The 24684-nt window shown below is 70.3% G+C and carries 25 protein-coding genes; 13 read left to right on the top strand and 12 right to left on the bottom strand.

Translation table 11 applies throughout. The features are described from left to right. Positions 1 to 44: 44 nt before the first annotated feature. From nrfD to fdh, 3 genes are read right to left on the bottom strand one after another with little or no spacing between them, the layout of a single operon-like run. Complete coding sequence (nrfD, locus tag OG792_RS16010; RefSeq protein WP_329110469.1) at positions 45 to 1064, bottom strand: NrfD/PsrC family molybdoenzyme membrane anchor subunit; 1020 nt, start codon at positions 1062 to 1064, stop codon at positions 45 to 47. Then, positions 1061 to 2107, bottom strand: a complete 1047-nt coding sequence (locus tag OG792_RS16005; protein WP_329110468.1) for a 4Fe-4S dicluster domain-containing protein — start codon at positions 2105 to 2107, stop codon at positions 1061 to 1063. Before OG792_RS16005 ends, nrfD begins: the two co-directional genes overlap by 4 nt. Positions 2108 to 2109: 2 nt before the next feature. After that, entirely contained in the window at positions 2110 to 5334 is a 3225-nt protein-coding gene (fdh, locus tag OG792_RS16000) for a formate dehydrogenase (RefSeq protein ID WP_329110466.1), read from the bottom strand. Between the two features lie 285 nt (positions 5335 to 5619). On the opposite strand from fdh, the gene OG792_RS15995 reads away from it, so the two are divergent. From OG792_RS15995 to OG792_RS15985, 3 genes are all read left to right on the top strand, one after another. Next, entirely contained in the window at positions 5620 to 6321 is a 702-nt protein-coding gene (locus tag OG792_RS15995; RefSeq protein ID WP_329110465.1) for a TIGR04282 family arsenosugar biosynthesis glycosyltransferase, read from the top strand. 73 nt (positions 6322 to 6394) lie between these two features. Then, the gene (locus OG792_RS15990; protein WP_329110463.1) at positions 6395 to 7372 is read left to right on the top strand and encodes a magnesium transporter CorA family protein; all 978 of its coding nucleotides are present in this window, start codon (positions 6395 to 6397) and stop codon (positions 7370 to 7372) included. A 125-nt stretch (positions 7373 to 7497) separates the two neighbouring features. Next, the gene (locus OG792_RS15985) at positions 7498 to 8661 is read left to right on the top strand and encodes a S1 family peptidase (protein ID WP_329110461.1); all 1164 of its coding nucleotides are present in this window, start codon (positions 7498 to 7500) and stop codon (positions 8659 to 8661) included. A gap of 72 nt (positions 8662 to 8733) precedes the next feature. On the opposite strand, the gene OG792_RS15980 is transcribed toward OG792_RS15985, so the two are convergent. Further along, complete coding sequence (locus OG792_RS15980) at positions 8734 to 9678, bottom strand: hypothetical protein (RefSeq protein WP_329110459.1); 945 nt, start codon at positions 9676 to 9678, stop codon at positions 8734 to 8736. Positions 9679 to 9988: 310 nt separating this feature from the next. On the opposite strand from OG792_RS15980, the gene OG792_RS15975 reads away from it, so the two are divergent. Together OG792_RS15975 and OG792_RS15970 are read left to right on the top strand one after the other, a co-directional pair. Beyond that, positions 9989 to 10333 carry a hypothetical protein gene (locus OG792_RS15975; protein WP_329110458.1) on the top strand — a complete coding sequence of 115 codons (345 nt, stop codon included), beginning with the start codon at positions 9989 to 9991 and terminating at the stop codon, positions 10331 to 10333. Further along, positions 10330 to 10989, top strand: coding sequence for a nucleotidyl transferase AbiEii/AbiGii toxin family protein (locus OG792_RS15970; RefSeq protein WP_329110456.1), 660 nt, complete (start codon positions 10330 to 10332; stop codon positions 10987 to 10989). Before OG792_RS15975 ends, OG792_RS15970 begins: the two co-directional genes overlap by 4 nt. A 63-nt stretch (positions 10990 to 11052) precedes the next feature. Here OG792_RS15970 and OG792_RS15965 read toward each other — a convergent pair whose 3' ends face one another. Together OG792_RS15965 and OG792_RS15960 are read right to left on the bottom strand one after the other, a co-directional pair. After that, a complete protein-coding gene (locus OG792_RS15965) occupies positions 11053 to 11679 on the bottom strand; it encodes a hypothetical protein (RefSeq protein WP_329110454.1) in 627 nt (208 codons plus the stop codon). Positions 11680 to 12076: 397 nt separating this feature from the next. Next, positions 12077 to 12775 carry a MerR family transcriptional regulator gene (locus OG792_RS15960; RefSeq protein WP_329110452.1) on the bottom strand — a complete coding sequence of 233 codons (699 nt, stop codon included), beginning with the start codon at positions 12773 to 12775 and terminating at the stop codon, positions 12077 to 12079. A gap of 78 nt (positions 12776 to 12853) precedes the next feature. Here OG792_RS15960 and OG792_RS15955 point away from each other — a divergent pair, with 78 nt between their 5' ends. Both OG792_RS15955 and OG792_RS15950 read left to right on the top strand, forming a co-directional pair. After that, positions 12854 to 14038, top strand: coding sequence for an erythromycin esterase family protein (locus tag OG792_RS15955; protein ID WP_329110451.1), 1185 nt, complete (start codon positions 12854 to 12856; stop codon positions 14036 to 14038). 63 nt (positions 14039 to 14101) lie between these two features. Next, positions 14102 to 14617, top strand: a complete 516-nt coding sequence (locus OG792_RS15950; protein WP_329110449.1) for an LURP-one-related/scramblase family protein — start codon at positions 14102 to 14104, stop codon at positions 14615 to 14617. 112 nt (positions 14618 to 14729) lie between these two features. Here the strand turns inward: OG792_RS15950 and OG792_RS15945 are convergent, their stop codons facing one another. From OG792_RS15945 to OG792_RS15925, 5 genes are all read right to left on the bottom strand, one after another. Beyond that, complete coding sequence (locus OG792_RS15945) at positions 14730 to 15356, bottom strand: hypothetical protein (RefSeq protein ID WP_329110446.1); 627 nt, start codon at positions 15354 to 15356, stop codon at positions 14730 to 14732. A gap of 327 nt (positions 15357 to 15683) precedes the next feature. Further along, positions 15684 to 16022 carry a DUF1036 domain-containing protein gene (locus OG792_RS15940; protein WP_329110445.1) on the bottom strand — a complete coding sequence of 113 codons (339 nt, stop codon included), beginning with the start codon at positions 16020 to 16022 and terminating at the stop codon, positions 15684 to 15686. Positions 16023 to 16027: 5 nt separating this feature from the next. Beyond that, positions 16028 to 16414, bottom strand: coding sequence for a hypothetical protein (locus OG792_RS15935; protein WP_329110443.1), 387 nt, complete (start codon positions 16412 to 16414; stop codon positions 16028 to 16030). Positions 16415 to 16577: 163 nt separating this feature from the next. Beyond that, entirely contained in the window at positions 16578 to 17204 is a 627-nt protein-coding gene (locus tag OG792_RS15930; protein ID WP_329110442.1) for a hypothetical protein, read from the bottom strand. A 263-nt stretch (positions 17205 to 17467) separates the two neighbouring features. Beyond that, positions 17468 to 17848 (bottom strand): hypothetical protein, encoded by a 381-nt coding sequence (locus OG792_RS15925; RefSeq protein WP_329110441.1) that lies wholly within the window; start codon positions 17846 to 17848, stop codon positions 17468 to 17470. Positions 17849 to 17943: 95 nt separating this feature from the next. Between OG792_RS15925 and OG792_RS15920 the strand changes: the two genes are divergently transcribed. From OG792_RS15920 to OG792_RS15895, 6 genes are all read left to right on the top strand, one after another. After that, the gene (locus OG792_RS15920) at positions 17944 to 19746 is read left to right on the top strand and encodes a bifunctional metallophosphatase/5'-nucleotidase (RefSeq protein WP_329110439.1); all 1803 of its coding nucleotides are present in this window, start codon (positions 17944 to 17946) and stop codon (positions 19744 to 19746) included. A 260-nt stretch (positions 19747 to 20006) separates the two neighbouring features. Beyond that, positions 20007 to 20786, top strand: a complete 780-nt coding sequence (locus tag OG792_RS15915; protein ID WP_329110437.1) for a hypothetical protein — start codon at positions 20007 to 20009, stop codon at positions 20784 to 20786. Between the two features lie 86 nt (positions 20787 to 20872). Beyond that, the gene (locus OG792_RS15910; RefSeq protein ID WP_329110435.1) at positions 20873 to 21193 is read left to right on the top strand and encodes a hypothetical protein; all 321 of its coding nucleotides are present in this window, start codon (positions 20873 to 20875) and stop codon (positions 21191 to 21193) included. A 42-nt stretch (positions 21194 to 21235) separates the two neighbouring features. Further along, positions 21236 to 22039 (top strand): hypothetical protein, encoded by an 804-nt coding sequence (locus OG792_RS15905; protein ID WP_329110434.1) that lies wholly within the window; start codon positions 21236 to 21238, stop codon positions 22037 to 22039. Beyond that, on the top strand, positions 22036 to 22497 hold the full coding sequence (locus OG792_RS15900) for a hypothetical protein (RefSeq protein WP_329110433.1): 462 nt from the start codon (positions 22036 to 22038) through the stop codon (positions 22495 to 22497). The genes OG792_RS15905 and OG792_RS15900 overlap by 4 nt, the downstream gene beginning before the upstream one ends. Next, positions 22494 to 23207 (top strand): hypothetical protein, encoded by a 714-nt coding sequence (locus OG792_RS15895; RefSeq protein ID WP_329110432.1) that lies wholly within the window; start codon positions 22494 to 22496, stop codon positions 23205 to 23207. Before OG792_RS15900 ends, OG792_RS15895 begins: the two co-directional genes overlap by 4 nt. 18 nt (positions 23208 to 23225) lie before the next feature. Here the strand turns inward: OG792_RS15895 and OG792_RS15890 are convergent, their stop codons facing one another. Next, a complete protein-coding gene (locus OG792_RS15890; RefSeq protein ID WP_329110431.1) occupies positions 23226 to 24341 on the bottom strand; it encodes a geranylgeranyl reductase family protein in 1116 nt (371 codons plus the stop codon). Positions 24342 to 24684 lie beyond the last annotated feature (343 nt).

Genomic DNA, 24684 nt, shown 5'->3' with positions numbered 1-24684 from the left:
ACTACAGCACAAACCAGGCCGGACCAGGGCCGAATCGGGGCGAATCAGTCGGCGGTGGGATCGCCGGCGGTGCGTCGTTCCCGCCGCTCGCGCTGCGGCACCACGGTGTAGCGCGGGTCGCGGGCGGAGACGAGCCCGGCCTGGAACACACCGAACCGGATCAGGGCCGACGAGGCGAGGCAGGCGGCACCGGCGACGACGGAAACCGCGCGGCTGCGCCGCCCCAGCAGGCTGCCGGCCACCCCGATCGCGAGCATCACCCGACCGCCCCGGATCAGCCGGCCGGCGAGCCCGTGCCGGTACGGTTCGCCGGTGAGCCCCATCCGGACCAGTTTCCGGACGGCGGTCAGCTCGGTCGCGGCCGCCGCGAACACCAGCCGACGGGCCGGCGGATGTTCACCGGGCGGCGCCGCCAGCAGGGTGATGCCGGCGGCGCTGGCCAACGCGCCGGCGGCGAAGACAAACGGCAACTGCGGATGCGCGTCGTGCCAGGCCGGTACGGCGGTGTCCGCGAGCAGCACGCCGGTGTAGGTGGCCAGCGCCGGGGCCAGCGCACCGGCGGCCAGTCCGGCGGCGTCCCCGACCACCGGCAGCGCCCGGCCGACCCACCCGAGCGGGCCCCGACGGGGCAGCAGCGGGGCGAGTTCGGCGGCGGCGGCGATCCCGGCCGCCGGCCCGAACGCGGCCAGAATCCAGGTGCCCATCGACATCGGCGAGGTCGGTTTCGCCACCCGCAGCATGTGGTGGAACCGTTCCGGCCGCCCCAGGTCGTGGATCAGGAAGTAGGTGCTGGCGCCGATCGCGCCCAGCGCACTGGCCCTGGACACCACCCGCAGCCGGGGGCGGTCGGTCAACTGGCTGGCCGCGGCGACCAGGGCGGTGCCGGCGGCCAGCCCACCGGTGAACAGGTACGCCGGGATGTCCCACTTCCACACCGGCGCCTTGATGATCGGCCGGCCGTAGTACGACGTGAACCGTTCCCGGTGGTCGGGCATGCCGGCCCGATCGGGATCACCGGGCCCGACCCGGCGGTCGAACCGGGCGGCACCGGCCGGGGCGGTCATCGCCGGTGCCCGACGAACGCGACGACGACCGCGGCGATCATGGTCAGTCCGGCGACGGCGGCGTGCCGCCACATCAGGGGCAGGTCACGGGTGGTGACCACCGGGTCGGGCGGGAGGCCGTACACCTCGGGTTCGTCGAGGAGCAGGAAGAAGGCGCCGTCACCGCCGACGCCGTCGGCCGGGTCGTGCCCGTACAGCCGGGCTTCCGGGGTGCCGGCGAGGTGCAGCCGCTCGACCCGGGACCGGGCCCGTTGGCGCAGTTCGTCGAGCGGGCCGTACTGGATGGACTCGGTCGGGCAGGCCTGGGCGCAGGCCGGGGTGAGGTTGGCGCCGATCCGGTCGTAGCAGAGGGTGCACTTCCACGCCCGACCGTCGTCGCGCCGCTGGTCGATCACCCCGTACGGGCAGGCCGGGATGCAGTAGCCGCAGCCGTTGCAGATGTCCTGCTGCACCACGACCGTGCCGAACTCGGTCCGGAACAGCGACCCGGTCGGACAGACGTCCAGGCAGGCGGCGTGGGTGCAGTGCTTGCACACGTCGGACAGCATCAACCAGCGCAGGTCGGACCGGTCGCCGCCGCGCTGGCGCCCCGGTGGCACGGAACCGGGCATGCCGAGGAACTCCGGCTCGCCCAGCGCCATCCGGGCAGCGGCGGACGGTTCCGGAGCCGGCGGCGTACCCGGTCGGGTTCCGGTGTCGACCGGGCTGCGGGCGGCGATCGCCGCGGAGGTGGGGCTTGCCGGCGGTCCGGCCGGGGTGCCGGCGAGGGCGGGTTGGTGTCCCCCGGCCGGGCGGGCCTGCTCGATGAAGGCGACGTGCCGCCACGAGTTGGCGCTCAGCGCGCCGGTGTTGTCGTAGGACATGCCGAGCAGGTCCAGGCCCTGCTGCGGTACGGCGTTCCACTCCTTGCAGGCGACCTCGCAGGCCTTGCAGCCGATGCAGACGCTGGTGTCGGTGAAGAAGCCCATCCGGGGCGGTGCGTCGGGGTAGCCGGCGTCCGGGGCGGGGTCGACGGCGGCGGACCAGTGGGCGGCGTCGGGCATGTTCAGACCCTTCCGTTGTCCAGGCCGGCCCGGCCCCGGTACTCGGCGACGAGCGCGAGCAGCCGCCTACCGTGGGGGCGCCGACCGGGCCGTACGTCGCAGGTGCCGACCTTGCTCTCCTGGATCAGGACGTTCGGGTCCAGGACGATGCCGACCAGGTCGTTGGCCGAGTCGCCGCGCACGATGCCCTCGCCGCCCCAGTGGTACGGCAGTCCGACCTGGTGCAGCGTCCGGCCGTCGACGCGCAGCGGGGTGAGCCGGTCGGTGACCAGCACCCGTGCCTCGATCGCCGCCCGGCTGGTGATCAGGTGCGCCCAGCCCAGGTGGGTCAGGCCGCGCTCCCTGGCCAGTTCCGGGGAGACCTCGACGAACATCTCGGGCTGTAGCTCGCTGAGGTAGCCGACGTTACGGCTCATCCCGCCGGCGGTGTGGTGCTCGGTGAGCCGGTTGACCGTGAACACGTACGGGTAGACGCCGGTGTGCGGGTCCGGCGGGCTCGGGTTGATCGGGTTGTCCGGCCGTGGGTAGAGCTTGCGGACCGGGTTGGCCTGCTGGTCGTAGAGCGGGTTGCGGATCGGCGACTCGCCGGGTTCGTAGTGTGTCGGCAGCGGCCCGTCGAGGGCACCGGCGGGCGCGTACAGCCAGCCCTTTCCGTCGCCCTGCATGATGAACGGGTCGTCGCCGGCGAGCGCCGCGATCCCGACCGCCCCCTCCGGCGGCCGGTACGACGGTGGTTTGGTCTTCTCGAAGTCCGGCACGTCGGGCCCGGTCCAGGCGCCCGCGTCGGCGTCCCACCGGATGTACGCCTTGCGTTCGCTCCACGGCTGGCCCTGCGGGTCGGCCGAGGCCCGGTTGTAGAGGATCCGCCGGTTCGCCGGCCAGGCCCAGCCCCACTCCGGCGCGACCCAGGTCTGCTCGGTCCAGGGGCGGCGGCGGGCGGCCTGGTTGACCCCGTCGGCGTACACCCCGGAGTAGATCCAGCAGCCGCAGGCGGTACTGCCGTCGTCCTTCAGCTCGGTGTACGAGGCCAGCGGGCGGCCGGTGGTGATGTCGTACCCGCTGATCTCGCGCAGCACCGCCTCGGCGCTGGGCTCGTGGTGCGGGCCGGAGGTCGGGTAGTTCCAGGCGAGGTCGAGCAGGGCCCGGTCGCGGGGCAGGGTGGAGGCGGCCAGCTTCTGCCGCAGGATCCGCCCCAGGTGGTAGAAGAACCACAGCTCGGAGCGGCAGTCGCCGTCCGGTTCGACGGCCTTCTCCCGCCACTGGAGCAGCCGCTGGGTCTGGGTGAAGGTGCCCTCCTTCTCCACGTGTGACGCCGCCGGCAGGAAGAAGACCTCGGTCCGGCACTCCTGCGGCGGCATCTCGCCGGTGGCGACCTCGGGGCCGTTGCGCCAGAAGGTCGCACTCTCGACCATGAACAGGTCCCGGACCACCAGCCAGTCGAGGTTCGCCATGCCGAGACGCTGGGCCCGGCCGTGCGCGGAGCCGACGGCGGGGTTCTGGCCGAGCAGGAAGTAACCCTTGATCCTGCCGTCGATCATGTCGAGTGCCTGCTGGTAGGTGCCGTGGTCGCCGGTCATCCGGGGCAGGTGGTCGTAACAGAAGTCGTTGTCCGGGGTGGCCGCGTCCCCCCAGTACGCCTTGAGCAGGCTCGCCCCGTACGCGCGGGCGCTGCCCCAGAACCCCTTCTGACCGGGGTGCTGGATGCTGTCGATCCACTCGTCGAAGGTGGGGTGCTGGGCGTGGTGCGGCATCGGCAGGTAACCGGGCAGCAGGTTGAACAGGGTGGGGATGTCGGTGGAGCCCTGGATGCTGGCGTGCCCGCGCAGCGCGATCACCCCGCCGCCGGGTCGGCCGACGTTGCCGAGCAGCAGTTGGATGATCGCCCCGGTACGGATGTACTGCACGCCGACGCTGTGCTGGGTCCAGCCGACCGAGTAGACCAGCGCGCTGGTGCGTTCCCGACCGGAGTTCGCGGTCCACGCCCGCGCCACCCGGTCGAACTTCTCCCGGGGGATGCCGCAGACCCGTTCGACCATCTCCGGGGTGTAGCGGGCGTAGTGCCGTTTGAGGATCTGGTAGACGCAGCGCGGGTTGCGCAGCGTCTCGTCCCGGTCGGTCGCCCCGCCGACCGGTACGCCGTGCGACTCGTGCCGCAGTCCGCTGGCGGTGTCCCGCTCGATGGCGGTGTTGCCGCCCTCCTGTTCCTGCTCCTGTCCCCGGTACTGCCAGCTCGTCGGGTCGTAGGTGTTGCTCTCCGGGTCGTAGCCGGAGAAGAGGCCGTCGAGTTCCTCGGTGTCCTGGTAGTCGTCGCTGACGATGGTGGCCGCGTTGGTGTACGCCAGCACGTACTCCCGGAAGTCGAGTTCGTTGTCCAGGATGTACCGGATGATGCCGCCGAGGAACGCGATGTCGGTGCCGGCGCGGATGGGCACGTAGGTGTCGGCCATGGCGCTGGTCCGGGTGAACCTCGGGTCAACGTGGATCACGGTGGCGCCGCGCTCCTTGGCCGCCATCACCCACTGGAACCCGACCGGGTGACACTCGGCCATGTTCGAGCCCTGGATGATGATGCAGTCCGAGTTGGCCAGGTCCTGCTGGAACCCGGTGGCGCCGCCGCGCCCGAAGCTGATCCCCAGACCGGGGACGGTGGAGGAGTGTCAAATCCGGGCCTGGTTCTCGATCTGCAACGCGCCGGCGGCGGTGAACAGCTTCTTGATCAGGTAGTTCTCCTCGTTGTCGAGGGTCGCCCCACCGAGGCTGGCGAAGCCGAGGGTCCGGTGCAGCGGTCGCCCCGCGTCGTCGACGTCCTCCCAGGTGGCGTCGCGGGCGGCGAGGAGCCGATCGGCGATCATGTCCATCGCGGTGTCGAGGTCGAGGTCCTCCCACTCGGTGCCGTACGGCCGCCGGTAGCGCACCCGGTGTTGGCGCCGCTCGCTGGTGACCAGGCTCCTGCTGGCCGCGCCCTTGGGGCAGAGCCGCCCGCGCGAGATCGGGCTGTCCGGGTCGCCCTCGATCTGGGTGACCTTCCCGTCCCGGACGTACACCCGCTGCCCGCAGCCGACGGCGCAGTAGGGACAGATCGACCGGGCCACCGTGTCGGCGGTCTCGGTCCTGGGACTGAGCGCGGCGGAGAGCGACGACTGCACCGCGGCGCCCCGGCCGAGTGGGTCGATGCCGGTGAGCTGGCGGTAGACCGGCCAGCCCTCGATCCAGGTTCGGACGCCCACCGCGGCACCACTCCCCTGACCGGTCGGGAAAGCCTGACAATTCCGACGATAGGGCAGGGCGTGTGGCGGTGCCGGCACAACGACTCAGACGCCGGACGCGACGGCCTGCCGGGGCGGCGTTTAAACCTCCGCACAATGGCTAACTGCGGCTCGACCCATGCAGCGCGAGGAGTGAGTGGTCGTGACCGAATCACCACGGGTGGACTACCGAGCGCGTACGTCTGGCACCTCCGAGTCCGTACGCGGCAGCCTGCGGGCGGCCCGTGACCTGGCCCGGGTGCCGGCGTGAGCCCGGCGCGACCGGTGCTGCTGGTGCTGGCCAGGGCGCCGGTCGCCGGGGTGGTGAAGACCCGGCTCTCGCCGCCGGCCAGTCCCGCGCAGGCGGCCGACATCGCCGCCGCGGGCCTGCTCGACACGCTCGACGCGGTGGCGGCCACCCCGGCGGTGACGCCGGTCGTCGCCCTGGCCGGCGACCTGGCCGAGGCCAGCCGGGGCGAGCAGATCCGGCGGGCACTGTCCGGTTGGACGGTGCTCGACCAGCACGGGTCGACGTTCGGCGACCGGCTGTGCAACGCCCACCTGGACGTCGCCGCCCGGTTTCCCGGCCAGCCGGTGTTGCAGATCGGGATGGACACCCCGCACCTGCACTGGACCCTGCTCGACGCCGCCGCCCGCCGGCTCGACGGCGGCGCGCAGGCGCTGCTCGGCGCCGCCCTGGACGGCGGCTGGTGGGCGCTCGGACTGCACGACCCGACCGACGCGCGGGCACTGCGTACGGTGCCGACCTCGCGTCCGGACACCGGGGCGCGTACGCGCGAGGCGCTGAGCGACCTGGGTCTGTTGGTCGAGGCGCTGCCGTCGATGTCGGACGTCGACACCATGGCCGACGCGGTCACGGTCGCCGCCACGGTGCCCGGTGGGCGGTTCGCCGCCGCCGTGTTCGACCTGCGCGACTCCTGGCTGGTGCCGGTCCGGAAGCAGCCGTGACCAGGGTCGCGGCCGGATCCACGCCGGTCGGCTGCGCCGCGGTCGCCGGTCGGCCCGGCCGGCGGTTGGGGCGATGAACGTCCGCAGCCGGCTCTACCGCGACGGGGAGCTGATCGCGCAGGACTTCCCGGCGACCGAGGTCGCCAGTCGACTCAACGAGATCGAGAGGTCCTACGCCTGGCTCGACCTGTGCCGCCCGACGGCTGCGCAGATCGCGCTGCTGACCGAGGACTTCGGCATGCATCCGCTCGCCGTCGAGGACGCCGTCCAGCAGGCGCAGCGGGCCAAGCTGGACCGGTATGACTCGCACCTGTTCCTGAACACGTACATGGCGCAGCTGACTCCGGACGGCGGGCTGAACACCGCCGAGGTGGCCGCCTTCATCAACCAGCGGGTACTGGTCACCGTCCGGTACGACGATCGGCTCAACATCGACCAGTTGCTCGTCCGCTGGGACGAGAACGTCGAGATGGCCAAATACGGAATCGCGTTCCTGCTCTACGGCCTGGTGGACGCGCTGGTGGACGGGCACTTCGAGGCGGTGCAGCAACTCGACCAGGCGCTGGTGGAGTTGCAGAACACGATGTTCCGCCCGCACCGGGAGTCGTACGCGCAGTTGCAGGAGCGGACCTTCCTGGCCCGCCGCAACCTGGTCCGGCTGCGCCAGGTCGCGTTGCCGATGCGGGAGGTGGTCAACTCGATGATGCGCCCGACGATGCACCTGGTCGGCGCCCCGATGCTGCCCTACTTTCAGGACGTCTACGACCATGTGCTGCGGGTGATCGAGTGGACCGAGTCGCTGCGCGATCTGAACAACGCGATGCTCGAAACGAACCTGATGTTGCAGAACAACACGATGAACCAGGTCGTCAAGAAGGTGACGAGCTGGGCCGCGATCATCGCCGTACCGACCGCGATCACCGGGTTCTTCGGCCAGAATGTGGCGTTCCCGTGGGAGCACACGATGACCGAGTTCGTGGTGACGACGATCGTGACCATCGGCATCGCGGTCGGGCTGTTCGCCGTATTCAAACGCCGCGGGTGGATCTGACCCGGCCGTCCGGCCTGATCGAGAAGACGTGACCCGGTCGAGGGGACCGCACGGCCCTGGTCGAGGACACCGTATGACGCTAATCGTATGCAGGATTGTCGATGCGTTCGGCGTACCCTGACGGCATGTCGCGCAGACTTGCCACCCCGGTCGCGATCCTGCTGGCGACCATGATCGCCACCGGATCCCCCACCCCGGCCGGCGCCGGGACCACGACGCCGGATCACACCGGCACGCCCACCGCCGGCACGACCGTGGACGCCACGGACATGCTGACCGCGTTGCGGCGCGACCTCGGACTCACCCCCGACCAGGCCGACGCACGGCTGGCCACGGCGACCGCCGCCGCCCGCGCCGAACGCGACCTGCGCGCCACTCTCGGCGCCGAGTTCGCGGGTAGCTGGCTCGACGGGCGAGGCGACCGGGTGGTCGCGGTGACCACCCCGGCCGCGCTGGACACCGCCCGACAATCCGGTACGCGGGTGCGGCTGGTGCCGTACGCCGAGGCCACCCTCGTCGCGGCGGCGGCCCGACTCGACCGCGCGGCCGGTCACGCGCCCGGTGCGGTCTCGGGCTGGTACGTCGACGTCGTGGGCAACGCCGTCGTCGTGCAGACCGCACCGGGCGGGGTGGCCGCCGCCACGGCGTTCGCCGGCACAGCCGGGGTGTCGCCCGGGATCGTCCGGGTGGTCGAGAGCGCCGAACGCCCCCGGACCCTGGCCGACGTACGCGGCGGTGACCCGTTCCTGACCGCCCAGAGCATGCGCTGCTCGGTCGGCTTCACGGTCCGCGGCGGGTTCCTCACCGCCGGCCACTGCGGCCAGGCGGGAGATCCCGCGTACGCGCCGAACGGGCAGGTCATGGGGGTGTTCGCGAGTTCGTCGTTTCCGGGCAACGACTACGCCTGGGTACGCCTGAATCCGGGCTGGACACCGCGCGGCGAAATCCGGACCGGCGGGTCGACGGCGGCACCGATCCGGGGTTCGGTCGAGGCTCCGATCGGCGCCTCGGTCTGCCGGTACGGCTCCACCACGGGCTGGCGGTGCGGCATCGTCCAGGCGCGCAACCAGACCCTGAACTTCGCCTCGGGGCAGGTCGTCTCCGGCCTCACCCGGACCACCGTCTGTGCCGAGCCGGGTGACTCCGCCGGCCCGTTCGTCTCCGGTGACCAGGCGCAGGGCCTGCTCGTGGCCGGTACGGGCAACTGCACCGCCGGTGGCAGCACCTTCTTCCAGCCGGTGAACGAACCGCTCGCCGCGCTCGGCCTCACCCTGCTCACCTCCCCCTGACCCCAGCGACGCCACCGGCCGGGTCCCCCCTTGCGGGACCCGGCCGGTGCGTTGCCGTTGTTCGGTGCCGACCTACCTGTTGCTCCAGAGGTCCTGCACGATGTGCGCGGCCTGGTTCTCCCACTGCGCGTACGCGAACGGGAAGGCCGAGACCTGCACGGTCTGCGCCGCGTCGGTCAGTGGCAGGCGCTGCCAGCCGTCCACCCGCTTGAGCCCGTTGAAGAAGGCCGAGGCGGCGTAGTCGGGGTCGGTGACCTGGGCGGGCGTTCCCCAGCCCGACGACGGACGCTGCTGGAACAGGCCCAGCGAATCGTGGTCGTTGAGGTAGCCGAGGTGACCGTAGTTGTTGAGCTTCGACTCCTGTAGCGAGGTTGCCACTCCGATCACCGCGCCGCGCTCGCCGACACCCTCCCGCTTGGCGGTCTGCACGATCGCCTTGGCGTTGCTCCACTGGTCACCGGAGAGCGGCGTGGAAACCTGCTGCCCCTGGGTGCCGAACGGAATCAGGTCGGACAGGCGCGGCTTGTCGTCGGACTTCCGCTCCGCCAGTTTGGGGGACGGCTGGTCCGTGGGCCGGTCGACGGCCTGCGACGGCGCCGAGGTGGGTGCCTGCGCCGGTGCCGGGCCGGTCTGCCCGTCGGGGCTGGCCGGCTGACCGACGAGCGGCTTCGCGTCGGTCTTGCTCGCCTGCACGGCCTGGCGCAGTTGCGCCGCGGCGGCGGGGTTCACGTTCGGCGAGGTCGAGTCGTCGGCGGCCAGTGCGGGACCGGCGGCCAGTCCGCCCACGACCGCGACACCGGCGAGGGTGAGTACGGCCTTGCGGCGGTTGCCCTCCGCCAGCCGACCCAGGTCGAGCCGCTGGATCTGGTAGCGGGTCAGACCGCGCAGGTCGGCTCGGAGCGCCTTGGTCTGCTCAAGCCGTCGGCCGAGGTCGGCGCGCTCGATCCTGGTCTGGGCGTATCGACGGAGGTCGTTCTGCGCGATGGCCGGGAGCCATCGAGTGAAGCGGTCCTTCACGATGGGAGCCCTTCCGTTGGGGGTGACGCTCCGGCGGGAGCATCCCGAGGGGATGACGCACTCCGGGAGGAGCAGTCCGGGATAAAACAACACGCCCGGCAGGTGCTGCTCGGGCGTACGCAAGGTGTAACGAGCCCGGCCCATCCGACATTCCGGAAATGCCGGGCTGGTGGCAGTGGGTCGGGTCGGACGGCAAAATCGCGCTCGGGCTGTGCTCACCGGGTCGTCCGCCGGGCCGTCGATTGGCGCATAACGGACAGGAAGGACATGCCTGGGTCGGATCACGCCGGCCACGGGCTACGCTCTCCCCATGCTCGGCACCCAGACAACCGCGGCCGGCGGCACCTTCCTGGCCCGTCCGGGACGCCCCGCCGTGGTGACCCGCACGGTCACCGAGCTGACCGGGCCGGTCGGCGGCGTGGTGGAGCTGCCGTTGCGACTGATGTGGTGCCCCGACCGCACCTTCGACCTGGCCGATCCCGACCAACTGCTCTGGATGTACGAGAACGTCCTGCGCGAGGCCACCCGTACCGACGATCTGCGCCGCCTGGTCAACGGGACCCTGCTGCGGCGGACTTGGCCGGACCTGAACCTGCCGCACGGTGTGCGGCGGGCATGGGAGGCCCGGCACCGGACGCTGCGTCGGGCCGGGTGAGCACCGCCCATCTGGGCGACTTCTACCGGGAGGTGGCCCGGGTCGCACTCTCGGTCGCCGACCGATACGGTTTCGTCCTCGGCGGCGGAGTGGCGTGGGCCGCACATGGCCTGGTCAACCGGCCAACCGAGGATCTCGACCTGTTCGCGGACGTCGACGGCGCGGCCGGGGCGGCGGCCACCGAGGTACGCAACGTCCTTCAGGCGGCCGGATTCGACGTACGCGACGAAGACCCCGCCGGTGAACTGGCCAGCCTCTTCGACGGGTTCGACCAGGACATGAAGGACTTCGTCGTCAGCCGAGGGGGCCGGCAGCTCCGGTTGACCCTGGGGCGACTCGACCGGCACCGAAGCCCGGTGGTGATGGACCTGGGACCGGTCATGCACGTGCAGGACCTGGTCGCCAGCAAGACCGTCGCCCTGATCACCCGCCGCGAGGTACGCGACTACATCGACATCGCCGCCGCCCTGGACGTCTACCGCCTGGACGAGTTGCTGACGCTGGCCCACAGCTACGACCCGGCGCTCGACCCGGAGGACGTCCGGGCAGCCGGTCACTACCTGGACCGGCTACCCGACCGACGGTTCGCGCGCTACGGCCTCACCCCGGACGAGGTACGGATCGTCCACCAGCGCCTGGCGGACTGGCCGCGCTGACCGGGTACGCCGTCGGCCGGGTCCCCGTGGTGTGGGAACCCGGCCGGTGGCTGTTCGTATTACTTACTTGGTCCAGACGTCCTGCACGATGTGTGCGGCCTGGTTCTCCCACTGCGCGTACGCATCCGGGAACGCCGACACCTGAACCTTCTGCGCCGCATCCGTCAACGGCATATCCTGCCAACCATCAACCTGCTTCAGGTTCTTCAGGAACGCGGTCGTAGCGTAGGCCGGATCCGTGATCTGCTCAGGCGTACCCCAACCCGACGACGGCCGCTGCTGGAACAACCCCAGCGAGTCGTGGTCGTTCATGTCACCCAGATGACCCAGGTTCTCCAACTTCGACTCCTGCATCGAAGTAGCAACCGCGATCACCGCACCACGCTCACCCATACCCAGCTTCTTCGCCGTGTCCGTGATGGCCTTGGCGTTGTCGGTCTGCTCCTTGCTCAGGCTGATGTTCGACTGCGCACCCTGCGTACCGTGCGGCACGAGCTTGTCCATGCCCGGCTTCTCCGAGGTCACCTGCGCAACCGTGGTCATCGCCGGGGCGGCACGCTCCGCCGGGGACGTGAACGCGTGGCCCACCGGCCCCGCAACAGCGCCACCGATAAAGGCCAGGCCGGCAACACCCAGAGCGGTCTTACGAACAAACGAAGTCTCAGCAAAAGTGGTGAAAGTCGTCTTCACGATGGTTCACCTTCCAATCGGGGGTACCCGACGCGCGCCACAAGGGGAAAGGCGCCTGCGCTCAGGTGAGAAGTACGAGGCCACAGCACACACGAGGCGGGGGGATCATGCCCCGGCGCTGCTCCGGTCGTACGCGATGTATAACCGACCCGACCCCGCCAACATTCCGCCAACCGACCCCCGACCCGAGTCGATCAACCCCAAAAACCTCGCACGGACGACACATGTCACCGGCCCAACCCCGAGTGCCGGATATGCGAGACGTTCGGCGGCCGGATGGCCGGTTTCATGGGCCAGACACGTTTCAGGGCACACCGACGGCCGTCGCGAGGATCGTCGCAGTCGAAACGGTTACGTCGGGAAATCCCTCACCATGGCGATCCTGCCCTCAATCCCGTCAGGCGCTCGGTGTCCCGAGATAGGCGCCGAGCGCGGCGGCGGCCGTCAGCATCGCCAGGCCCCGTGCGGTGAGCCGGTCGCGCCACTCCCGCAGCGTCGCCTGCAACGGCTCCGGTCCGCCCGCCGACCGCACCTGCTCCAACACCTGCGCAATCTGCTCCAGCCCGTGCCCGCCCCGGCGCAACTGGTGAGCCAGCAGCACATCGCGTACGTCGACGGGGGTGTAGACGCGATAGCCGGTACGCGGATCGCGCCGGGGCACGACCAGCCCCGCCCGCTGCCATTTGCGCAGCGTCGCCGGCCGGATGCCGAGCCTGCGCGCCAACGGCCCGATGAACGTCACACCCGGCTCCAGCTCGGGCGGCGGTGCCAGCGCCAGGTCGTGCAGCGCCCGCTCCACGGCCTCCAGGGTGCGCCGGTCGCCGGCCAACTGCGCGTGGCCCTCGTCGATCAGCCGCAGCGCCTCCTCGACCGCACCGCCGTTCACGGCCCGCATGATCGCGCCCGCGGTGCCGTGGCCGTGCGCGGGGATCAACGCCAGGAACGTCCGCAACGCCGCCGCGTGCCTCAGGGTGTAGGCGCGGTAGCCGTGCGGCGAGCGCTCGGCCGGCGGCAGGATCCCCGCCTCCTCGTAGTTGCGGATCGCCTGCGTGGACAGGCCGTGCTCACGCGCGAGGTCGATGGGCCGTAACCGCATTTTGAAGGTTTGTCCCTGTCCGAGGCTAGAAATCGCGGCAAAGTTTACACCGAAGGTTCAACGATAGAGTTACAGGGCATGACGAACCTGATCGAGGACGCCGCCCGGCCCTTCAGCGGCGAAGCCCTCACCGCGCTCCTGTCCCCCGCCACCCGCCTGCTCGGCCTCGGCGAGCCCACCCACGGCGTCGAAGCCTTCCCCGAGCTGCGCAACGAACTCTTCCGCCACCTCGTGGAACACGAGGGCTACCGCTCGATCACCCTTGAGAGCGACTGCCTGTCGGGCCTGGTCGCCGACGCGTACGTCAACGACGGCATCGGAACCCTCGACGACGTGATGGGCCGGGGCTTCAGCCACGGCTTCGGCGACTCGCCCGCCAACCGCGAGCTCCTGCGCTGGATGCGTGCCCACAACGAGCAGCGGTCACCGCACGAGCGACTCCGCTTCTACGGCTTCGACGGCCCGCTGGAGATAACCGGCGCCGCCAGCCCCCGCCCGGCGCTGACCGCACTGCACGATTACCTCGCCGCCCACCTCGACCCGGCCTGGAGCCGCGAGGCCCTCGATGAGCTACTCGGCCCCGAGCAGCGGTGGACCGACCCGGCCGCCATGATGGATCCCACCCGGTCCGTCGGCCGTACTTCCGAGGCCGGAGAACTGCGCCTGCTCGCCGACGACCTCTACGCGCTGCTCGGCGCGTACGCCCCCCACCTGACGGCGGTGACCTCCGCCGACGACTGGTGGCGGGCCGATCTGTACGGACGCACCGCCGCCGGGCTACTGCGTTACCACGCCGGTATGGCCGACACCGCGCCCACCCGCGTCGGCTCGCTCATGCGCCTGCGCGACGCGATGATGGCCGACAACCTCGACGCCATCGTCCGCCGCGAGGCCCGTCGCGGCCCCACCCTCGCCTTCGCCCACAACCGCCACCTGCAACGCGACGAGAGTGAGATCCGGTTCGGCGGGCACCCGGTCCAGTGGTGGAGCGCGGGGGCCATCATCGGCACCCACCTGGGCGACCGGTACGCCTTCGCCGCCACCACCTTCGGCAGCCGCGGCTCCGACATCCCCCAACCCGACACCCTCGAAGGGCTCCTGTCGACTCTCCCCCACGCCCGTGCCGTCGTCGACCCCGGCCGCCTCGCCACCGCCCTCGACCGGAAGCTGACGCCCCGAATCCCGGTCGACCACACGTACTTCTCCCTCGACCCGGCCACCATCGACCAGGTCGACGCCATCTTCTTCGTCAGGGACATCTGAGCGCCCGACCCCTCGCGGGTCCTCGGGATGCCACTGACGCAGCCCGGTGCGAGGATGCAAGCCATGTACCTCATCCGTGAGCGCCTTTTCGACATCGGCGACGACTTCGACATCACCGACGACTCCGGCCGGAAGGTCTTCCACGTCGACGGCAAGGTGCTGACCCTGCGCGACAAGCTTGTCATCGAGGACGCGGCCGGCGAGGAGGTCGCCTCGGTGCACCGGCAACTCGTCGCGCTGCGTCGCACCTACACGATCAAGATCGGTGGCGAGAAGGCCGCCGAGGTACGCAAGAAGCTCTTCACACCGTTCCGCGACAAGTACACGATCGACATACCCGGGCCGCACGACCTGGAGATGCGTGGTGACCTGCTCGACCACGAGTACACGGTCGAGCAGGACGGTCATGAGGTCGCATCGGTGTCGAAGAAGTGGTTCACATTTCGTGACACGTACGCGGTGAAGATCGCCGGGGACGAGAATCACCTGCTCATCCTGGCCGGCGTCCTCGCTCTGGATCTCGCGCAGTCGCGCGCGGAGAAGGAGCGCGAAGAGAAGGCGAAGAAGAAGGACGACTGAACACGTCGCGGGCCCGAGCCGTCAGCCGGGGCCCCGGGACGAGACACGAAAAGGCCCTGTCCGGGTCCCGTTGCGGGGACCCGGACAGGGCCGAGCTTCTCCAGCCTGTCGCTTACTTGGTCCAGACGTCCTGCACGATGTGCGCGGCCTGGTTCTCCCACTGCGCGTACGCATCCGGGAACGCCGACACCTGAACCTTCTGCGCCGCATCCGTCAACGGCATATCCTGCCAACCATCAACCTGCTTCAGATTCTTCAGGAACGCGGTCGAAGCGTAAGCCGGATCGGTGATCTGCTCAGGAGTTCCCCAACCCGAACTCGGCCGCTGCTGGAACAGGCCCAGCGAGTCGTGGTCGTTCATGTCACCGAGGTGACCCAGGTTCTCCAGCTTGGACTCCTGCATCGAGGTAGCGACCGCGATCACCGCGCCACGCTCACCCATACCCAACTTCTTCGCCGTGTCCGTGATCGCCTTGGCGTTGTCGGTCTGCTCCTTGCTCAGGCTGATGTTCGACTGCGCACCCTGCGTACCGTGCGGCACGAGCTTGTCCATGCCCGGCTTCTCCGAGGTCACCTGCGCGACCGTGGTCATCGCCGGGGCGGCACGCTCCGCCGGGGACGTGAACGCGTGGCTCACCGGCCCCGCAACAGCGCCACCAATAAAGGCCAGGCCGGCAACACCCAGAGCGGTCTTACGAACAAACGAAGTCTCAGCAAAAGTGGTGAAAGTCGTCTTCACGATGGTTCACCTTCCAATCGGGGGTTCCGAGCACACGCACGTAAGGGGGAAAGCGCGCCGCACTCGGGAAGAAATACGAGGCCACAGCCTGCACGGGGCGGGGGAAAACAACCCCGGCGCTGCTCCGGTCGTACGCGATGTATAACCGACCCGACCCCGCCAACATTCCGCCAACCGACCCCCGACCCGAGTCGATCAACCCCAAAAACCTCGCATGCACGACACATGTACCACCGGGTGGCAGGCGCGAATGAGCGGCGATCCCGGGCGGGAAAGCCGCTCATTCCTTTTAGATCGCAGGTGTCTCGCGACGGCAGATCGTGGGCATCAGGTCAGATTGACGGTATGAACATCACTGGGTATGTAGACCTCGCGAAGTCCGACGATACGAGCCCCGGTCTGACCAATGTTCTGGCAGAGGTTGAAAGCGTTCTGGGGGACGTAGATCGGACCGTACTGGCCGGCCCACACCGCCCCGTTGGCGGCCTCGGCATAGAAGTACGCGTACCGGTTGTTCGTGTTCAGAACGTAGGCCTGGCCACCGTAGTCGATGGTCCACCAACCACGCGTCGCCCACGGGGAACCGTACGCGGAGCAGCCCGGGTCGTAGTACATGATCGAGACCCAGATGCGCGGGCCATAGTTGTTGCGGAAGTGTAGTTGCATCGCGATCAGCCCTTCACGGTCCAGGGTGCGCCCGAGGTGCGGCGGGCCAGCGGGGTGCTGTCGATGGTGGTGGCGCTGGGGCTGAGGCGTACGCCGGCGGCCGAGATCGGTTCGGGTCCAGCGACCACCCCCGACTCCGCAACCACACTGCTCTGTACGGGTCCGCCAGCTCGTCGGCGCTGGCGTCGCAGCGCTTCGGCCGCGGGTGGGTTGCCGAAGGCACCCGTGGTGTCCTCGGCGTCGGCCGGAACGGCGGCTCCGGCATCGGCACCGGTCGCGGCGGACAGCGTGGCTCCCGTTGCCGCCAGGCCCAGTGCTCCGCCCACGCGCAGTAGCCAGCGCCTGGTGTACGACCGGGGGTCGGGGTTGCCAGCCTGGTGAGGATCGGTCATGAGACGTGCCTTCCCTGGGATGAGTAGGCGGACAGGTGGGTTCCACGATCGCGCCCTGACCTGCTCGCGAACCTTGCGGAAACCTTGCGGCCGAGCGGAAACGCCGCCGGCCGGGTCCCCGGTTCGGGGACCCGGCCAGCGGGCTTACTCGTTCAGCTTTTGCTTACTTGGTCCAGACGTCCTGCACGATGTGCGCGGCCTGGTTCTCCCACTGCGCGTACGCATCCGGGAACGCCGACACCTGAACCTTCTGCGCCGCATCCGTCAACGGCATATCCCGCCAACCATCAACCTGCTTCAGATTCTTCAGGAACGCGGTCGAAGCGTAAGCCGGATCGGTGATCTGCTCAGGAGTTCCCCAACCCGAACTCGGCCGCTGCTGGAACAGGCCCAGCGAGTCGTGGTCGTTCATGTCACCGAGGTGACCCAGGTTCTCCAGCTTGGACTCCTGCATCGAGGTAGCGACCGCGATCACCGCGCCACGCTCACCCATACCCAACTTCTTCGCCGTGTCCGTGATGGCCTTGGCGTTGTCGGTCTGCTCCTTGCTCAGGCTGATGTTCGACTGCGCACCCTGCGTACCGTGCGGGACGAGCTTGTCCATGCCCGGCTTCTCCGAGGTCACCTGCGCGACCGTGGTCATCGCCGGGGCGGCATGCTCGGCCGGGGACGTGAACGCGTGGCTCACCGGCCCCGCAACAGCGCCGCCAATAAAGGCCAGGCCGGCAACACCCAGAGCGGTCTTACGAACAAACGAAGTCTCAGCAAAAGTGGTGAAAGTCGTCTTCACGATGGTTCACCTTCCAATCGGGGGTTCCGAGCACACGCACGTAAGGGGGAAAGCGCGCCGCACTCGGGAAGAAATACGAGGCCACAGCCTGCACGGGGCGGGGAAAAACAACCCCGGCGCTGCTCCGGTCGTACGCGATGTATAACCGACCCGACCCCGCCAACATTCCGCCAACCGACCCCCGACCCGAGTCGATCAACCCCAAAAACCTCGCACCCCCGACACCGATCGCGTGGATACCGATACCGATGCCGGGCTCGGCGTCATTCTGACCGGTCGGACGGGCGCGGACGGGCACGGAGCCCCCGCATCAGGGAGATTGCGGTCGCGGCACCGAGCAGCCCCGACACGACGAGCACGGTCCGGCGGTCCAGGTGCTCGTGCGCGACGATGTCCGACACCCCGAACAGCAGCAGCGCCCAGATCCACCACCGTTTGCGCGCCCGCGACCGGATCGCCGGCAGGCTCGGTCGCCGGGGCCGGACAGGTCTGCCGAACGTGATGGTTGCCGCGAGTATCGCGGTCAGGACGAGAGCGATGACATCCGGCACGATCGCAAGATAGGCCAACGCGTCAACGGGCACGTCCCCCGCACCGATCGGCTCGCCGGTTTCGGCGGGGTATGCGGTGGGTGGCCGGAACATGTCCACTCCGGGGTGCGGTGGCGCGGTCGGGAGCGGATGGTTATCGTGCCGACGACGCCCACGAGGCTCCACCCACCGTCATTGGAAGGCGTGTAATGACCTCTCCCTCCGGCCCGTCCCGCCGCCAGCTCCTGGTTGCCGCGGCGACCGCCGCGGCGGCGGCACCGCTGGTCGCCGCCACTCCGGCGCAGGCACACCGGCCCACGAAGCCGAGGAGCTGGGACCTCACCGTCCTGGGCACTTCGGACACTCACGGTAACGTCTACAACTGGGACTACTACCGGGACGCGGAGTACGACGACAGCGCCCACAACGATATCGGCGTAGCCAAGCTGACCACCCTGGTCAACCAGATCCGCCGAGAGCGCCGGGGCAAGGCGACCCTGGTGCTGGACGCCGGGGACACGATCCAGGGCACCTCGTTGGCGACGTACTACGCCAAGCAGGAACCGATCACGTCGACCCGTGAGAAGCACCCGATGGCGCGGGCGATGAACATCCTCGACTACGACGCCGTGACCCTGGGCAACCACGAGTTCAACTACGGTCTCCCCCTGCTCGACCTCTGGATCCGGCAGCTCGGGTTCCCGGCACTGGCCGCCAACGCGGTCAACGCGCGTACCGGGAAGCCAGCCTTCACCCCGTACGTCATCAAGAAGGTCGACCTCGGCGGCGGCGCACCGGCGCTGCGGGTCGGCATCCTCGGTCTGACCAACCCCGGCACGGCCATCTGGGACAAGGGCAACGTCGAGGGCAAGCTCCGGTTCGAGGACATGATCGCGACCGCCGCGAAGTGGGTGCCGGTGATGCGCCAGCGCGGCGCCGACATCGTGCTGATCTCCGCGCACGGTGGCGACAACGGTACGTCGAGCTACGGTCCGGAACTGCCGAACGAGAACCCGGTCGCGCTGATCGCCCAGCAGGTCCCCGGCATCGACGCGATCCTGTTCGGCCACGCCCACAGCGAGGTAGTGGAGCGGTTCGTCACCAACACCGCCACCGGTGTGCAGGTGCTGACGTCGGAGCCGTCGCGGTGGGGCCAGCGGCTGACCCGGATGGACTTCACGCTCACCCGGGAGCGCAACCACTGGAAGATCACCAGCAAGCGCGCCAGCATGTTGAACTCCAACACGGTGGTCGAGGACCCGAAGGTGCTGGCGGCGGTACGCGCGCAGCACAACAAGACGGTCGCGTACGTGAACCAGGTGGTGGCCACCTCCGCGGTCGAACTGCCGGCGACGGAGTCCCGCTACCGGGACACCCCGATCCTCGACTACATCAACAAGGTGCAGACCGACGTGGTGACCGCGGCCCTGGCCGGCGGCACGTACGGGAGCCTGCCGGTGCTGTCGATCGCCGCCCCGTTCAGCCGTACCGCGGTGTTCCCGGCCGGCGACGTGAAGATCAAGGACGTGGCCGGGCTCTACATCTACGACAACACCCTCGAAGCCGTCGTGATCAGCGGCGCGGAGGTGAAGGCGTACCTGGAGTTCTCCGCGAAGTACTTCCGGACGCTGGGTCCGGGCGCCCCGGTGGACCCGGCGACGCTCAACGACCCGTCGGTGCCGGACTACAACTACGACACCATCTCCGGCGTCGACTACGACATCGACATCAGCCGTCCGGTCGGCCAGCGGATCACCCGCCTGGTCCACCCCGGTACGGGCACCCCGGTCGCCGACGGTGACCAGTTCGTGATCGCGGTGAACAACTACCGGCGCAGCGGCGGCGGCAACTTCCCCGGCATCGTGAAGACCCAGATCTACAACCAGCAGCAGGAGATCCGCCAACTGCTGATCGACTGGGCGCAGGCGAAGGGGACGATCGACCCGGCCGACTTCTTCGTGCCGAACTGGCGCCTGGTGCGCGAGGGCGTGCCGGTGGAGTTCCCGAGCTGACCAACCCCGGCGTCCGCCGAACGGGCGTGCCGGTCGGTGGGGCGGCAGGTGTCGGACGTCGCCGCCCCACCGGACGTCGCCCGTACCGCGAAGGGTCACGTCGGGCGGTGCCGATCCCCGCCGGGGTTCAGCCGGCGGACGAACGGACCCTCACAGCCGGTCGGCGGAGTCGAAAACGCAACCCGGCACGGGCGGTACGCGGACGTCGTCTCCCGCTAGGGTGCACTGGTGCCAGGGGGAGGAAACGGAAGGTGCGCGGGGTGAGCGGGGACACCGATCCGGAATTCGGACGGCTGTGGGCCGAGGCCGACGACCTCGCCCGTCGGGTGGGCGCGGCGGGTGATCCGACGGCCCGGTACCGGGGCAGTGACCAGGCCGACGCGGTGACCGTGGAGCTGGACGGCGACGGCCGGGTGCGACACGTTCGGGTGGACCGGGACTGGCGCCGGGTCGGTGGCGCCGTCGGGCTCGGCGACGCCGTACTGGCCGCGGTCGAGGCGGCGGCGCTGGACCGGTTGCGCGGACTGGACGCGCGACTCGCCGAGGGGCTCGCGACGCGGGACCGCAGCGAACCGTCACCGACTGCGCCGCCGGCCGGGCCGGGAACGGCTGACCGGTCGGTCGACGAGCTGGTGGCGTCGTTGTCGGCGCAACCGGACCAGGAGGCGACCATCGAGGCGATGCGGCAGATGGTACGGATGGTCCAGGACCTCGACGCCGATCTCGACGTACTGTCGCGACGGGTCGCCGACCAACAGAACCGGTCGTACGACGGGCAGGACGCGGGCCGGCAGGTGACCGTACGGGTCACCGGTGCCGGCGCCCCGGTCGGCGTCGAGTACGACGCACGGTGGCTGCACGCCACCCACGAGGTCAACATCGGCCGGGCGACGGTGGCGGCGTTCGAGGCCGCGTACCTGGTCGCCGGTCGGGGCGGTGTGCGGCGGCTGGTCGCCGACAGCCGGATCGGGGCGTTGGGCCGGCTGGCCGGGGACCCGCTCGAACTCGCCCGCCAACTGGGACTGCACCGCCGGTCGTGACCGACGCCCGCCCCGGCGTCGCGCTCGTTGACAACCCTCGCGGGCGGCCGGATCAGCCGGCCCGGCAACGATTGTGAGGAAGAACCGTGCCACCAAGCAAGGAGCAGATCGAGGCGTCGATCGCCGCCCTGTACGACGGTGCCCAGTCCTGGGGTCGGCACGCCGACACGATGGACGCCGCGTCGAAGTCGGCCTCGGCACAGAGCCTGGGCCCGTTCGAGCTGTCCGGCATGGCGTCGCTCACCGGTCTGGTGGAGACGTACGACGAGTTGCAGGAGAAGTTGGCCCGGCTGCTGCGGGAGGGCGCCGCGAACTTCGACGCGATCGGCTCGGCACTGCGCATCGCGGCCGACGGGTACACCGCCGACGAGCGGGACGCGGTGCACCGGATGCGCGGCATCTACTGAGGACCCGAACCATGACCCAGCAGCAGACAAGGACGGTGTGCGGTGGCGCCGAGCCCCGGTGAGCAGGAGTTCCGCGAACTGGTCGAGGAGTTCGAGGCCGCGCTGAGGCGCGTACGGCGCAAGACCGAGGAGATCGTCGACAACGTCAACCGGGTGCTGTCGAAGGTGCCCGGTTTTGTCGGTGACGGGATCCGCGAGTCCACCGAGCGGTTCGTCTCGCTGATCAGCAAGATCTACGCCGAGTTGGACAGGTACGTCGGCAAGCCGGGCTGGCCGCCGGCGCTGCTGCGGGTCGGCAACGCCTGGGCGGACGACGTGGGTTCACCGGTCAGCGCGCTCGCCGGGGCCGCAGATCCGGACAAGTCGGCGATCCTGGACGACTGGAAGGGGCCGGCGGCGGACGCGTACAAGCGGATGCTGGGTGCGCAGCTCAAGGCGATCACCTCGATCAAGAAGGACTTCACCGACGCCGTGCACGGTGCGCTGACCGCGACCGCGGCGGCGATCGTGGTCTGGTGGGGTTCGCTCCTGGTGGCGATCACCGCGCTGGTCGGCGGTCTGGTCGGCGCCGCCGCGTCGACCGCGACGGTGTTCGGCGCACCGGCCGGGCCGTTCATCGCGATCGCGGCCTGCCTGGCGTTCCTGACCGCGCTGGCCGCCGGGACCGGCACCCTGCTCGGCGTGACGGCCGTCCAGGAGGGCAACCTCCGGGACCGGATCAACGACTGGCTGGCGTTCGACGGGCACCACTGGCCGGTGTCGGCGGCCGGTCGGATCTCCGACGGCACGCTGCGGGACCCGGCTCCGGCGGTCGCGGACGGCACGGACTGGCGCCTGGAGCCATGACCGGTCCGATCGAGGGCGACCGGCCGAGGCGCGCCGCCCGGCTGCGGGCCGTCGCCGCCGGCGCGCTGCTCATCGCGTACGCGGTGCTGCTGGGCCTGGTCGGGTACCTGCTCGCGATCGAGTCGGCGGCGGTACTGGTCCCGGTCGCGGTGGCGCTCGGCGTCGGTGTGCTCGGCTGCGTGCCGGTGGTGGTCGCGAACCTCCGCCCGGCGACGGGGGCGCCCCACGGCACGGTGTGGCTGCTGCGGTGCACGTTCTGGTTGACCGGGCTCGCGGTCGCCGGGCTGTTGGTGGTGGGTGTGTTCGAACTGTTTCGGGGCGATGCGGTGGTCGGGGCGATCGCGTGCGGCTCGATCGTGCTGGTGCTCGGTCCGCTGGTCCCGGCGGCGTCGTCGTTCGCGGCGGCGTCGTCGTTCGCGGCGAACGGCCCGCCGGCTGCCGGCCGGGGCCGACGATGAGTCCGGCCGAGTCCGACGGACTGTGGGTGGGCCTGCTCGGGCTCGGCTGCTTGGCCGTGGTCGCGTTACTGGCCCTGCTGGTCGTCCTCGTCGGGCTGGCCCGGCAGCGGGGACGGCGGCGCCGCGACACGCTGCGGCGGTGGGCGGCCCGCAACAATTGGGTGTACGTGCCGCCGCCGGCCGTCGACTGGGCGGCGAGGTTGCCCGGTGGCAACCGGACCGGTGTCACCGTTGCCGTGTCCGGGGTGGTCGCCGGTCAGCGGGTGAGCGTCGCCGAGTACCACCACACCGAGACCCACACCGGCACCGGTTCCGACGGCATGGGTGGGACCACCAGCACGACGTCCAGCCACAGTCACCCGTACGTGGTCGTGGTGGTGCACCTGGAACACCCGTACCCGTCGGTCGAGGTGTCGCCGCGCGGCCCGGCGGCGAAGGTCGGGCGGGCGTTGCTCGGCGGCGGTTCGGTGGTGACCGGCGACCCGGACTTCGACCGGGCGTTCCGGGTCGACGGCGATCCGATGGCGGTGCGCTGGGTGCTCACCCCCGCCCTCGTCGCCGCGCACGTGGCCGGGTCGGTGCCGCCGTGGAGCCTGCACGGAAGCGAGCTGATCACCCACCTGCCGGGCCGGCTGGACCCGGTGGACCGGATCCCGGCGCTGGCCGAGCCGCTGACCCGGGTGGCGGCGATGCTGCCCCGGCTGGACTAGTCACGACTCGGGTCGTGGTCAGGAGCGGAGCAGGGCCAGCGCCGCGCGGACCGGCAGCCGGGTCAGGGTGCGCTGGAACGACGCCTCGCCCTGGCAGAACCGGGCGAACATCCGCCAGCCGGGTCGGGTGGCGACCGTGGCGTGGAAGAAGCCGGGGTGTCGACTGAACGCGCCCAGCAGCCGGCGACCGGCGGCCATCGGCGGCCCGAGCTGCTCGTGTACGGCGGTGACGTACCCGTCGAGGTCACCGCTGGCCGCGGCGGCACCGGCCAGCGCGCCGGAACGCAGGGCGAAGCTGATCCCCTCGCGGGTCCACGGCTCCAGCAGGCCGGCGGCGTCACCGGCGACCAGCACCCGGTCCCGCCGCAGCGGCGAGGACTCGGTACGGCAGCGGGTGAGGTGCCCGGAGTCGTGGATCGGTTCGATTCCGGCGAGCCCGAGCCGGTCGACGAAGTCACGCAGGTAACGCCGGGTCGCCTCGCCCTGCCCGCGTTCGGCGATGACGCCGACGGTGAGTACGTCGCCCTTCGGGAAGACCCACGCGTACGAGCCGGGGATCGGGCCCCAGTCGAGCAGGAGCCGGCCCCGCCAGTGGTCCCGGATCGGTGCCGGGACCGGCAGTTCCACCTCAAGTCCGAGGTCCACCTGGTCGTACTCGACGCCGACGTGTCGGGCGGTGATCCCGGAGGATCCGTCCGCTCCGACCACGACCGCTGCGGTGACCTCGCCGCCGTCGGCGAGGCGGATCCGTACACCGGTGGGGTGCTGGTCGATCGCGCGGACCGTGACCCGCTCGCGGATCTCGGCGCCCGCGTCGGCGGCGGCCCGGCGCAGCCGGTTGTCGAACTCGGGGCGGCGCACCATCAGTACCAGCGGTGACCCGTGGTCGCGGCTGAACTCGCGTCGGCCGTCGTGGGTGAACGTCACGCTGTGCACCCGGTCGTCGGCGGGGACCTCGATCCGTCCGTCCAGGGCGGCGAGCGAGGTGCCGATCAACCCGCCCCCGCAGGTTTTGTAACGGGGATGTTCGGCCCGCTCCAGCACGATCGTGCGGGCTCCGGCCGAAGCGGCGGCGTAGGCGGCGGAGAGGCCGGCCGGCCCGGCGCCGACGACGGCGACGTCACATGCGGTCACGGGAGCAGCCTAGAGGAACGGCCGACGGCGGCCCGATGGTGCTTACCGTCAGTTCCGGTGGCCGCCGGTGGGCGGCTCGGCTTCGGGCCTATCCGGTCGGCTCCGGACGGCGACGAACATCGGACGGAGGCACATTTTTGTTTCATCGTGATTGCCGGTGGCATTTGTTGGCGCCGATCCCTGTTTCGGATCCAGCGCCCGATCTGTCACGACAATGCATTTACCTACCTCGAAACGTGAGGCATTATGCTCGTCCACTCAGGTTCCTCCTGCCAGGACAGAGAGGTGCCCTGGCCTCGACAGGAAGTGTGCGCACGGCAGACCGCCACCGCCGGAACAGCAC

This window comes from Micromonospora sp. NBC_01699 (genome assembly GCF_036250065.1).
Classification (GTDB): Bacteria; Actinomycetota; Actinomycetes; order Mycobacteriales; family Micromonosporaceae; genus Micromonospora_G.
Note: the sequence above shows the minus strand (reverse complement) of the source record. Positions and strands in the feature narration are given on the sequence as shown.